13 protein-coding genes are annotated in these 12,013 nt (G+C 64.1%); 3 read left to right on the top strand and 10 right to left on the bottom strand.

Going from position 1 to position 12,013, the window contains the following annotated elements:
* Nucleotides 1–53: 53 nt before the first annotated feature.
* Both rpoH and ACA027_RS05615 read left to right on the top strand, forming a co-directional pair.
* Nucleotides 54–1,004, top strand: a complete 951-nt coding sequence (gene rpoH / locus ACA027_RS05620) for an RNA polymerase sigma factor RpoH (protein WP_370681425.1) — start codon at nt 54–56, stop codon at nt 1,002–1,004.
* 163 nt (nt 1,005–1,167) lie between these two features.
* A complete protein-coding gene (locus ACA027_RS05615) occupies nt 1,168–2,160 on the top strand; it encodes a Bug family tripartite tricarboxylate transporter substrate binding protein (RefSeq protein WP_370681424.1) in 993 nt (330 codons plus the stop codon).
* A 36-nt stretch (nt 2,161–2,196) separates the two neighbouring features.
* Here the strand turns inward: ACA027_RS05615 and ACA027_RS05610 are convergent, their stop codons facing one another.
* From ACA027_RS05610 to ACA027_RS05595, 4 genes are all read right to left on the bottom strand, one after another.
* Entirely contained in the window at nt 2,197–3,891 is a 1,695-nt protein-coding gene (locus ACA027_RS05610; protein WP_370681423.1) for a methyl-accepting chemotaxis protein, read from the bottom strand.
* 248 nt (nt 3,892–4,139) lie between these two features.
* A complete protein-coding gene (locus ACA027_RS05605; RefSeq protein ID WP_370681422.1) occupies nt 4,140–4,757 on the bottom strand; it encodes an SCO family protein in 618 nt (205 codons plus the stop codon).
* Nucleotides 4,758–4,962: 205 nt separating this feature from the next.
* A complete protein-coding gene (locus ACA027_RS05600) occupies nt 4,963–5,646 on the bottom strand; it encodes a hypothetical protein (RefSeq protein WP_370681421.1) in 684 nt (227 codons plus the stop codon).
* Nucleotides 5,630–6,427 carry an SURF1 family protein gene (locus ACA027_RS05595; RefSeq protein WP_370681420.1) on the bottom strand — a complete coding sequence of 266 codons (798 nt, stop codon included), beginning with the start codon at nt 6,425–6,427 and terminating at the stop codon, nt 5,630–5,632. Before ACA027_RS05595 ends, ACA027_RS05600 begins: the two co-directional genes overlap by 17 nt.
* A 15-nt stretch (nt 6,428–6,442) precedes the next feature.
* Between ACA027_RS05595 and ACA027_RS05590 the strand changes: the two genes are divergently transcribed.
* Nucleotides 6,443–6,673, top strand: coding sequence for a twin transmembrane helix small protein (locus ACA027_RS05590; protein ID WP_370681419.1), 231 nt, complete (start codon nt 6,443–6,445; stop codon nt 6,671–6,673).
* 138 nt (nt 6,674–6,811) lie between these two features.
* Here the strand turns inward: ACA027_RS05590 and ACA027_RS05585 are convergent, their stop codons facing one another.
* The 6 genes from ACA027_RS05585 to coxB form a co-directional block, all read right to left on the bottom strand.
* Nucleotides 6,812–7,693, bottom strand: coding sequence for a cytochrome c oxidase subunit 3 (locus ACA027_RS05585; RefSeq protein WP_370681418.1), 882 nt, complete (start codon nt 7,691–7,693; stop codon nt 6,812–6,814).
* Between the two features lie 65 nt (nt 7,694–7,758).
* Entirely contained in the window at nt 7,759–7,980 is a 222-nt protein-coding gene (locus ACA027_RS05580) for a DUF2970 domain-containing protein (protein WP_370681417.1), read from the bottom strand.
* Nucleotides 7,977–8,585 (bottom strand): cytochrome c oxidase assembly protein, encoded by a 609-nt coding sequence (locus ACA027_RS05575; RefSeq protein ID WP_370681416.1) that lies wholly within the window; start codon nt 8,583–8,585, stop codon nt 7,977–7,979. The genes ACA027_RS05580 and ACA027_RS05575 overlap by 4 nt, the downstream gene beginning before the upstream one ends.
* Before the next feature lie 214 nt (nt 8,586–8,799).
* Complete coding sequence (locus tag ACA027_RS05570) at nt 8,800–8,925, bottom strand: cytochrome oxidase small assembly protein (RefSeq protein WP_370682515.1); 126 nt, start codon at nt 8,923–8,925, stop codon at nt 8,800–8,802.
* A gap of 51 nt (nt 8,926–8,976) precedes the next feature.
* Entirely contained in the window at nt 8,977–10,650 is a 1,674-nt protein-coding gene (gene ctaD / locus ACA027_RS05565; RefSeq protein ID WP_370681415.1) for a cytochrome c oxidase subunit I, read from the bottom strand.
* Nucleotides 10,651–10,686: 36 nt separating this feature from the next.
* A complete protein-coding gene (gene coxB / locus ACA027_RS05560) occupies nt 10,687–11,985 on the bottom strand; it encodes a cytochrome c oxidase subunit II (protein WP_370681414.1) in 1,299 nt (432 codons plus the stop codon).
* Nucleotides 11,986–12,013: the final 28 nt, after the last annotated feature.

Raw genomic sequence — 12,013 nt, 5'->3', positions numbered from 1 at the left:
CACTCGGTCATAGAGAGTGCTAACATGAACCGATGGAAGAAAGGATGAAAGCAATGACTACACAGACGAGCAACCTTACGGCTGCAACGGCTTTGGCGCCTGCAAATCCTTGGGCTCTGGTGCCGCCACTGGGCAACCTGGATGCCTATATCTCCGCGGTCAACCACCTGCCCATGCTCACCCAAGAGGAAGAGCAGGACTACGCACGCAAGCTCAAAGAACAAAACGATCTGGATGCCGCTGGGCGTCTGATCATGTCCCACCTGCGCCTGGTGGTGTCCATCTCGCGCCAGTACCTGGGCTATGGCCTGCCCCACAGCGACCTGATCCAGGAAGGCAATGTGGGCCTGATGAAGGCGGTCAAGCGTTTTGACCCCGACCAGAACGTGCGCCTGGTGAGCTACGCCATGCACTGGATCAAGGCCGAGATCCACGAATACATTCTGAAGAACTGGCGCATGGTGAAGGTGGCCACCACCAAGGCCCAGCGCAAGCTGTTCTTCAACCTGCGCTCCATGAAGCAGGAGCTCAAGGCCGACGCCGCCATGGAAGGGGGCGAAGCCGCCTTCCGCGACACGCTGACCGCGCAAGAGATCGACGCCATGGCCGCGCGCCTGAACGTCAAGCGCGAGGAAGTCATCGAGATGGAAACCCGGCTTTCGGGCGGTGACGTGCTGCTGGACCCTTCGCCCAGCGACGATGACGACAAGGCTTTTGGCCCCATCGCCTATCTGGCCGATGCCGCCCACGAGCCCACCTCCATGATCGAGTCGCAGCAGCGCGATGTGCTGGCCACCGACGGCATTGCCCAGGCGCTGGAAGCGCTGGACGCCCGCAGCCGCCACATTGTGGAAGAGCGCTGGCTGAAGGTGAACGATGACGGCTCGGGCGGCATGACGCTGCATGAGCTGGCCGCCGTGTACGGTGTGAGCGCCGAACGCATCCGCCAGATTGAAGTGGCGGCCATGAAGAAGATGAAGAAGGCCCTCACCGAGTTTGCCTAAGAAGCTGCTTGACCACCGGCCTTGGACCGCACAAACCTGCAAACAGCCGCCCGACAAGGCTGCCAAGTTGCAGACGAAAACCCGGATAATTTCCGGGTTTTTTTATGCTTTGCTACAGACACCACACGCTGAGGCAGCTATCAATTTTGTATCTGGAGTTGCCATGAGCGCATCCCCCTACCGCACCCTGTGCCGCCGCAGCCTGCTGAGTCTGGCCAGCGCCACCGCCCTGGGCCTTGGCCTACCGGCGCAGGCTGAGAGCCCCAGCTGGCCCAACAAGCCCCTGCGCCTGATCGTGGGCTTTCCGGCCGGCTCCTCGCCGGACCTGACGGCCCGCGCCCTGGCCGAACCGCTGGAAAAAGCCCTGGGCCAGACCATCATTGTGGAAAACAAGGTGGGCGCGGGCGGGAACATTGCCGGTGAAACCGTGGCCAAGGCCACAGACGGCCACACCTTCAGCGTGATGATCAACGGCAATATGACGATTGCCAAGCTGCTGAACCCGGCCGTGCGCTATGACCCGGTCAAGGACTTGCAGCCCGTCAGCCTCATCGGCGTGGCCCCGCTGGTGCTGGTGGCGCCCGCCATCTCCCTGGAGGGCAAGGCCTTTTTTGCCGCAGGCGCCAAGGCCGGCAACCAGTGGAGCTATGGCTCACCCGGCGTGGGCACGGTGGGTCATCTGGGCATGGAGCTGCTCAAGAGCCGCTCTGCCCTCAAGCCCGTGCACATTCCCTATGCCGGCTACCCCCAGGTGTTCAACGCCATCCAGGGCGGCGATCTGCAGCTGTCCATGCTGCCGCCGGCACTGGCCATGGCACAGATTCAAGCCGGCAAGCTGCGTGGCATTGGCGTCACCTCGGTCGCGCGCAGCCCGCTGGCACCCGGCCTGCCCAGCCTCAAGGAGCTGGGCGTGCAGAACTTTGACCTGGAAATCTGGAACGCCGTGGCCGCCCCCAAGGCCATGCCGCGCGAGCATGTGGAGCAACTGGCCGTCGCCGTCAGCGCCATCGTGCGTACGCCGGAGATGCGGGCCAAGCTGGCACTCCAGGGCTGGCAGGTGGTGGGCAGCAGCCCCGAAGGCCTGGCCAACCGCATTCAGCAGGATGTGCAGGCCCTGGGCAGCATCATCCGCGAGCAAGGCATTCGCGCGCAGTAAACCGGCTGCAGCGGGGTGGGCCAGCGGCGGATCGCCTCACTCCACCATGGCCTGCGGTGCCGGTGAGCGCCGCGGTGCCAGGCCTGCTGGAGCCAGGGCAGGTGGCTGGAACGCTGGCGGCGCAAGCCCTGCCTGTGCAATACCGGCTGCGCCTTCCTCCCTGTGCAGCGCCTGCCGCTGGCGTGGAATGAACACGCCGGCCGCACCGTGCAAACGCTGGGCCTGCAGGGCCAGCACATCGCTGAGCTGGGCGCTTTCCTGGGCCATGGAGCGGTTTTGATCGCTCAGACCACGCAGATGGGCCACCGCGTCGCTGATCTGCGCACTGCCGGCCGCCTGCACCTGGGTGTGCTCCTGGATGCTGGCCATGGTGTGGGCCAGCCCCTCTATGCCCTCCACCACCGAATGCATGGTGATGCGTGCAGTCTCCGCGGCCGCATGGCCTTTTTCCACCTGCTGGCGCGAGCCCTGAATCAGCTGCTTGATGTCGCGCGCCGCCTGGGCACTTTGCTGTGAAAGCTGGCGCACCTCGGCCGCCACCACCGCAAAGCCCTTGCCATGCTCGCCCGCGCGGGCGGCCTCCACGGCGGCATTGAGCGCCAGCAGATTGGTCTGAAAGGCGATGCCATCGATCAGCCCCACAATGTCGCCCACCTTGCGGCTTGCGGCGTCTATGCCCGCCATGGACTGCACCAGCTGGTCCACGCTGCTTTGCCCCTGCATCACGCCTTGCACGCCGTCCTGCGCCTGCAGCATGGCAGATTCGGCCTGGGTCTGCGTGCTGCTGATGGTCTGACCCAGGGACGCCAGCGCAGCGGCGGCCTGCTCCAGCTCGCTGGAGGCCTGCTGGGTGCGCAAGGCCAGCTGCACATTGCCGGCCTGCAATTGCTGGGCGCAGACGCTGACCTGCTCGGCCTTGCCTTCGATGTCCCCCACCAGCGAGCGCATGTTCAGCCCGGCCTGCTCCACGCTGCGCATCAGGCTGCCCACTTCATCGCGCCGCTCCAGAAACAGCGACTGGGCACTGTCCCCACTGGCCACCTGCCGTGCCTGGCGCAGCACGGCGTGCAGCGGCCAGACCAGGCGGCGCCCCACCCACAGCAGGCCGGTGAAGGCACACAGCATCCAGCACAAGGCCATGGCCCCCAGCGTGCGGGGCTCCAGGCCCCAGGCCGCCGCCCCCACCAGGGCCAGGGCGCACAGCAACAACAGGGCAGCCCCCGCATAGAGCTTGGTGGACATGGGCACAAAGTGCAGCAGACTCCACCACGCACGCCAGCCCTTGGGAAAAACAAAGCCACGCCGTACCTGCAGGTGCTGCGCGCCGCTGTTGAGCAGGTCGTAAAGCGACTGCTGTGCCTGGGTTTCCTGGGCCGAGGGCTTGGTACGCACCGACAGATAGCCAATGGTCTTGCCCCCTGCCTGGATGGGGCTGGCATTGGCCCGAACCCAGTAGAAGTCACCGTTTTTGCAGCGGTTCTTGACCACGGCGGTCCAGCTGGCGCCCTGCTTCAAGGTGTTCCACATGTCCTCGAACAACACCGCCGGTGTCTCTGGGTGGCGGATGATGTTGTGGGGCTGCAGATGCAGCTCTTCGTAGTCGTAGCCGCAAATCTTCAAGAAAGCATCATTGGCATAGATGATCTTGCCCTTGAGGTCCGTGGCCGACAGCAAGGTGGCGTCATCTTGCAGCTGGAGTTCAGTCGTGGTGACAGGCAGGTTGCGCCGCATGGAGGCTCCCGGTGACTTGCACAATGCGTGCGCGCCACTGAGAGTCTGTGGACAACCCCGTTCGCGAGTGCGCCGCGAGGGGTTCGTTCACATGCACAGAGGGCTGCGCCGCCCAAAATGGGCCAATATGCGCAGCACCTCCGCCGTACCGGTTGATAAAAATCAACCCTGGCCTGCAATCGATTTATTTTCCTTATTAGCACCACAGACCCGCGCCCCGGCAGCGGCCTGTAGTGAGCAGGACGGACTTACGCCGCCGGCTGTGCCAGCAGGGTCAGAGCGTCCTCGGCCAGCACCTTGGCACCCGCGCCGTAACGCTGGTACACGCGCAGCCGGCCCTGCGGGTCATAGATGTACAGGCCTGCCGTGTGGTCCAGGGTGTAGGTGCCGGGCTGCTGGCCCTCCACCTTTTTGTAATAGACCTTGAAGTCCTTGGCCATGGCGGCCACCTGCTCGGGCGTGCCGGTCAGGGCCACCATGCCGGGGTCGAAGTTGCCGACATAGGCCTTGAGCACCTCGGGCGTGTCACGCTCCGGGTCCACCGAAACGAAAACGCCTTGCAGCTTGTCGCCCTGGGCGCCCATATGCTGCTTGGCCTCCACCAGCTCCTGCAAGGTGGTGGGGCAGACATCGGGGCATTGGGTGTAGCCGAAGAACACCACGGTGACCTTGCCGGCAAAGTCTTTGATGGAGCGCTGCTTGCCATCGGCATCGGGCAGCGAAAAGCCCTTGGCATATTCGGCACCGGTGACATCCACCCCGTTGAGCTTGGCCCCGGGCTGGTCCGAGCAACCTGCCAAGCCTGCGCCCAAGGTGGCTGCCATGCCTGCCGCCACCAGGCAGTGCAGTGCGCGTCGTTTGTCCATTCTTACTCTCCCACAGCGGCGCACGCTTTCGCAGCCTGGCCGCAGCGGCACCCGCATTGATTCAAATGTGCCATCGTAACGCCCTCCCCTCTGATGCGCCGCCAGCCTTCTCCCCAAGAGGACGACGGCCTTTGCGAGGAGCAGCCACGCTCTGGGGCTATGGGGGCGCCGTGCCCAGGTGGGGGCCTGCTGGTCCAGCCCGGATTCAGCGCCCCGACTGGTCCCAGGAGGCCGAGGCCCGCAGCAGCCTGTCCAGATCGCGCTTGGCACGGCCGGCGCTGGCCTGATTCAGGCTGGCAGGCCAGCGCAGCATCCAGTGGCCTTGGGGGTCCACCAGATAGAGGTGGTCTTCCAGTGCCTGGCCGGGCTCCGGCTGCAGCCAGGCCTGAATTTGCGCCTGCGGCAGGCGCAGCACCTGGGCCTGGGCCAGGGCCGGTTGCAACGCGGCAGCCGGCGTGGCTGCATCGCTGACCAGCCACACCCAGTCCACCCGCTCCTTCTCGCGGCCCAGGCTTTCGCGCAGCTGGCGCTGCAGATAGAGATGGGCTTCGCAGGCCGCAGCGCAGGCCCCGCCCGCCACGCTGACCAGCAGCCACTGGCCTTGCAGGCTGGTCAGGGGCACGGCGCTGCCATCCAGACGCTGGGCCTGCAACTGCGGCATGGCCGGCTGCTGCGCCACCAACACGCCGTAGCTGCTGCGTCCCTGCGGGCGGATGACGTAGTAGCTGAAGTAGGAGGCAATGACGGGTGCGGCACAGACCAGCAGCACGGCCAGCATCTTCCAGCGGCCCAGGCGGGTGCGCTGTGCGGGGAGGTCCTGAGGGCTGGGCAGGCTGTGCACGGTCAGGCCCAAGGGCTGGGGAGCGGATGATTCAGGAGACGGGGTCATGGGCATGCTCGTGGGTGCGGCGCCGGGGCCGCAGAATCTGGAACCAGAAATACAGCAGCGCCACCAGGGCGCTCAGGCCAAACCACTGCGCCGCATAGCCGTAGTGCTTGGCCACGCCGCTATCGGGCTGAGGCCAGTCGCGCAGCAAGCCATCGGCTGCCGCGTCGGTTTGCAACACGCTCCAGGGCGGTAGATCCAGCCCCGTGGTCAGCGCATAGGCCGCCAGGTCCAGGTTCTGGCGAATCTGCGCCGGCCCGGCCTCGGGGGCATCGCTTCCCAATTGGTAAAGGGCTGAGGGCGGTGGCGCCACCCGCCCCTGCACCACCACCGGCCCTGTGGGCGTGGTGATGGCGGGCAGCAGCGTGCGGTCCTGAAAATTGCGTGGCACCCAGCCACGCTGCACGGCCACGGCACCGCCGCCTTCCAGCAGCAGCGGCGTGATGACAAAAAAGCCGGGGCGCCCCTGCATTTGGCGGTTGTCCAGAAACACCTGCTGCTGCGCCAGCCAGCGCCCGCGCAGCAGCACGGGGTGGTGCAGCAGGGCCGCGCCGGCTTGCGCCGCGGCATCGACATGGTCCGTCGCCTGCAGTGCAACGCGCCAGGCTGCGTTGTCCCAGGGCTGGGCAGCGGCCTGGGCCTGCACGGCGGTCTGCAGCGCCTGTTTTTGGTCAGCACGGTCCAGCTGCCACCAGCCCAGACGGGCCGTCACCAGCAGGCAGACCAGGGCCGCAGCGGCCACCAGCCACCCGCGTATTCCCCGGGGATGCGGCGACTGGCTCATTCCATAATGCCTTGCATGGGATACCTTGTAGCACTGGCCTTTCTGGCCATTCTTGTCAGCCTGGGCGCCGCCTTGTTTTTCATGCTGCGCCAAGGTGAGGATGCCCCTTCCGACCAGGAGCGCAGCCGCCGCATGGCCCGGGCATTGGCCGTGCGCGTGGCCCTGTCGGTGGTCTTGTTTGTCTGCCTGCTGCTGGCCTGGAAGCTGGGGTATATCCAGCCCACCGGACTGCCGCTGCAGCGGTAGCTGCCCTCAAAAAAGAGAGCATCCACCGCGCCTTCAGCCTCGCTTCTCGCATCCAACCCACGCAGAAGGCTTGACTCCATTGCACATGCAGCTATGCATGGCATAGCGCTGTTTTTTCTACGCCATGCCATTTCCCGCTTACAGCCAATACACCAGCACGTAGAGGAACAGCCAGACCACGTCCACAAAGTGCCAGTACCAGGCCGCACCTTCAAAACCGAAATGGCGCTGGGCCGAGAAATGGCCGCGCTGCAGCCGCAGCGTGATGACCAGCAGCATCACCATGCCCACGAACACGTGAAAGCCGTGAAAGCCGGTGAGCAGGTAGAAGGTGGAGCCATAGACGCCCGAGCTGAGCTTGAGGTTGAGCTCGGTATACAGGTGGTGGTATTCATAGGCCTGCACACACAAAAAGACTAGGCCCAGCAACACGGTCAGCCACATCCAGCCCACGGTCTTGGCACGTTGGCCGGCGCGCAGCGCATGGTGGGCGATGGTGAGCGTGACGCCCGAGCTCAGCAGCAGCGCGGTGTTGATGGTGGGCAACCAGAACGGGCCCACGGTCTCGAAGGGCTCCACGGTGCCGGCCGGCGAGGTGGTGGCGCCCGGCGAGATGCTGGGCCAGGCCGCCTTGAACTCCGGCCACAGCAGGGAGTTGTCCAGGCTGCCCAGGGCCGGTATGGAGTGCGCCCGCGCCCACCACAGGGCGGTGAAAAAGGCACCGAAGAACATCACCTCCGAAAAGATGAACCAGCTCATGCTCCAGCGGTAGGACAGGTCGATCTTGCGGCCGAACAGCCCGGCCTCGCTTTCGCGTGCGGCATCACGCAGCCACTGGTAGAGCACCACGGCCCACCAGGCCAGGCCAAACCCAAAAGACCACATGCCCCAGCTGTGGCCGTTGACCCAGTTGCCTGCGCCCAGCACCACAAAAAACAGGCCTGCCGCCGCCCAGATCGGGTGGTGCGATACGCCCGGCACATAGTAGTAGGGCGTGGTTCCAGAGGTGGGTGCACTCATGTCTCTGCTCCTGTCGTTATAGACCTTGCTCAGCCGGGCGCCCTGGGCGCCCGGCCTGGGTTTACTCACACCATCCAGTGCACTAGGGCGATCAACCCCAGCACCAGCGCAAAAATCGCCACCAGGCCGATGGCAATCACCTGCAGCGGGTGCAGCTGGGCAAAATCGCGCTGGTATTCGCCACCATCGCGCACCCCCAGCATGGCCCAGGCCACAGCCTTGATGGAACGCCACCAGGCGCGGTTTTCTGGTTCTGCCTTCAGCTCTGCCTTTGCCTTGTGGTTCATGACTGACCCTTCTCCACCGCCACATGGGCGACCGGCGCCGGGGTGGTGCTGGGTGCCGCTGGCATGGCACCACCCACTTCAAAGAAGGTATAGGACAGGGTGATGGTGCTCACATCCTTGGGTAGGCGCGGATCGATCACAAAGGCCACGGGCCATTCCTTTTTCTCACCGGGCGCCAGCTCATACTGGTTGAAGCAAAAACACTCCAGCTTGTTGAAATGCGGCGCGGCATTGCGCGGCGCATAGCTGGGAATAGCCTGTGCGGCCATGCGCCGGTTTTGCACGTTCTGGAATTCATACATCACCGTGGCCAGCTCGCCCGGGTGCACCTGCAGCGAGCGCTGTGCGGGCTTGAACTCCCAGGGGCCACGCGTGTTGGCGTCGAACTCCACCGTGATGGTGCGGCTCTTGTCCACCTGCGTGTTCAGCGGCGAACCCACCGAGTTGCCCGGCACCTGGCGCTCTGAAACAGCCAGCACATTGATGCCCAGGGCCTCGCACACATGCTTGTAGATGGGAATCAGGACGTAGCCAAAGGCAAACATGCCCACGGCCACCACGGCCAATTTGCCCACCATGCGCAGATTGTCTCGGTGCAAAGCCATGGCGCTTCCTATCCGTGATCCATGGCGCTGTGCGCCATGCTCAGTCTGTCCAGCTGGCATACCCCAGCAGAGTGCGGCACGCCCAACAGGCATGCCCTATGGCGGGGCAGCCGCGCAAGAACCGTCCCGAGACACCGATGACGCAGCCCTTCCCGCATCGCCCAGCGATGCGAAAGCGAGGGGCAGGCAGGCCGTGCCTCAGGGCGATGCTGCTTCATCTCAACCAGGCCATCTTGAACACAAAGCCCAGCAGGAACACCAGGGCGACAGATGCCAGGATCAGCGCCAGGCGCAAATTCTTGCGGCGTTGCAACTGGTAGGCGGTGGAGCGGTCCGGCATGCCGGAGGAAGTGTTGTGGTTGCTATGGTGGTGGTGCAAGGTATGCATGGTTTATCCAATCACGCGGGTCGCGGTTTCGTCCAGCTTGGGCGGGTTTTCAAAGGTATGGAAAGGCGCGGGCGAAGGCACTTCCCACTCCAGTCCCTCGGCACCGTCCCAGGGTTTTTGCGGTGCCGGGGCGCCCTGCTTGCGCATGGCGGGCAGCAACACCGCAAGCAAGAAATACACCTGCATCAGGCCAAAGCCAAAAGCCCCGACCGAGGCCACGGCGTTGAAGTCGGCAAACTGCATGGGGTAGTCGGCATAGCGGCGCGGCATGCCGGCCAGCCCCAGAAAGTGCATGGGGAAGAAGGTGACGTTGAAGAAGATCAGCGAGCCCCAGAAATGGATTTGCCCACGGGTTTCGGAATACATCACCCCGGTCCATTTCGGTGCCCAGTAGTAGTAGCCGGCGAACATGGAAAACAGCGATCCCGCCACCAGCACATAGTGGAAATGCGCCACCACGTAATAGGTGTCCTGCAGCTGGATGTCTATGGGCGCCATGGACAGAATCAAGCCGGTGAAGCCGCCCATGGTGAACACGAAGATGAAGCCCACGGAAAACAACATGGGGGTCTCGAACGTCATGGAGCCGCGCCACATGGTGGCCACCCAGTTGAAGATCTTCACCGCCGTGGGCACCGAGATCAGCATGGTGGCGTACATGAAGAACAGCTGGCCCGTCACCGGCATGCCGGTGGTGAACATATGGTGGGCCCAGACGATGAAGGACAGGATGGCAATGGCCGCCACGGCATACACCATGGAGGTGTAGCCAAACAGCTTTTTGCGGCTGAAGGCCGGCACGATCTGGCTGATGATGCCAAAGGCCGGCAGGATCATGATGTAGACCTCGGGGTGACCAAAGAACCAGAAGATGTGCTGGTACATCACCGGGTCGCCGCCGCCGCCGGGGTTGAAGAAGCTGGTGCCGAAATGGCGGTCCGTCAGCGTCATGGTGATGGCGCCGGCCAGCACCGGCATCACGGCAATCAGGAGGTAGGCCGTGATCAGCCAGGTCCAGGCGAACATGGGCATCTTCATCAAGGTCATGCCCGGCGCGCGCATGTTCAGGATGGTGACGATGATGTTGATGGAGCCCATGATGGAGCTGGCACCCATGATGTGCATGGCAAAGATGCTGGTGTCCATGGACGGGCCCATCTGCAGCGTCAGCGGGGCATACAGCGTCCAGCCCGCAGCCGGCGCACCACCGGGCATGAAGAACGATCCCACCAGCATCATGGCGGCGGGAATCATCAGCCAGAAGCTGAAGTTGTTCATGCGCGCAAACGCCATGTCCGATGCACCGATCTGCAGCGGAATCATCCAGTTTGCAAAGCCCACAAAGGCCGGCATGATGGCGCCGAACACCATGATCAGCCCGTGCATGGTGGTGAGCTGGTTGAAGAACTCGGGGTTGACGATTTGCAGCCCCGGCTCGAACAGCTCGGCGCGAATCAGCAGCGCCAGCACGCCGCCCACCATCAGCATGGTGAAGGCAAACAGCAGATACAGCGTGCCGATGTCCTTGTGGTTGGTGGCGTAAAGCCAGCGGCGCCAGCCCGTGGGCGTGGCATGGTGGTGATCACCATGGTGGCCATGGTCGTGAGGCTCATGGCCCGCACCAGGCGCCGCCGCATCGGAGCCCGGGGTGTGCGAAGGGGGGTAAACAGCGCTCATATGCTTTGTCTCCGGATAGTCGCCATCAGGCCCGCATCACTGCGCCGCCACCATGTCCACGCGCGCGGCAGACGGACTTGTCTGCGCTGCGGCCGTCTTGTCTGCAGCCTCACCCGCAGCTGGCGCGGGTGCGGGCGCGGCCGCAGCAGCCCCCCCTTCGGGGAATTTGCCACCACGCGCATCCTTGAACTGGCTGGGCTGCACCAGCTGGCCCGTCTGGTTGCTCCAGTGGTTTTTCACAAAGGTCAGCACCGCCGCCAACTCCACATCGCTGAGTGCTTTCCACGACGGCATGGCACCGTTGTTGCGCCCTTCCAGCACCACATGCATGGCTTCGGCCAGCGGCCCCTGCACCACCGCACTGCCATCCAGTGGTTTGATGGGCCCCGCGCCCTTGCCATTGGGTTGGTGGCAGAGGGCGCAGTTGGCGGCGTAGACCTTCTCGCCACGCTGCACCAGCTCTTCCAGCTTCCAGACCTTGTTCGGGTCATCGCGCTTGGCCGCGGCTTTCTTGCCCTCTTCCTCCACCCAGCTCTTGTACTCGCCAGGCGCCAACACCTTCACGTGAATGGGCATGTAAGCGTGTTCCTTGCCACACAGCTCGGCACACTGACCGTAATAGTCGCCGGGCTTGTCGGCCTTGAACCAGGTGTCCCGCACAAAGCCGGGAATGGCGTCCTGCTTGATGCCAAAGGCCGGCACCATGAAGGAGTGAATCACATCGTTGGCCGTGGTGATGATGCGCACCTTTTTGCCGGCAGGCACCACCAGGGGCTGGTCCACCTTGAGCAGGTAATCATTGGGGGCATTCTTCACATCGCCGCTGCTGGACAGGGCGCGGTGGCTGCTGTCCAGCGTGGAGATGAAGCTCAGGCCCTCGCCCTCGCCCTTGAGGTAGTCATAACCCCATTTCCACTGGTAGCCTGTGACCTTCACGGTCAGATCGGCATTGGTCGTGTCTTTCTGCGCCACCAGTACCTTGGTGGCCGGCAAGGCCATCAGGATGACGATGATGAAGGGGATGACGGTCCATGCCACCTCGACCGCGGCCGACTCATGGAAGTTGGCCGCTTTGGCGCCCTGGGAACGGCGGTGCTTCCAGATGGAATAGAACATCACCGCAAACACCCCGACAAAGATCACGCTGCAGATGCCCAGCATCATCCAATGCAGAAAATGCTGCTCCTGCGCAATGCGGGTCACCGGCGGGGCCAGGTTCATCTGGCGCACGGAAGGGCCGCCGGGCAAATCTTGCACGGCGTGGGCCGTCTGCGACAGCCATGCCAGCGCAGACAGCAACGTCAGTGAAAGAGGCCGGGATGTGATGCTTTTCATAGTTCTCGCTCAAGTCGTGGGCCACGGA

This window comes from Comamonas sp. GB3 AK4-5 (assembly GCF_041320665.1).
Lineage (GTDB): Bacteria > Pseudomonadota > Gammaproteobacteria > Burkholderiales > Burkholderiaceae_C > Comamonas.
This window is presented reverse-complemented; position numbering and strand designations above follow the sequence as displayed.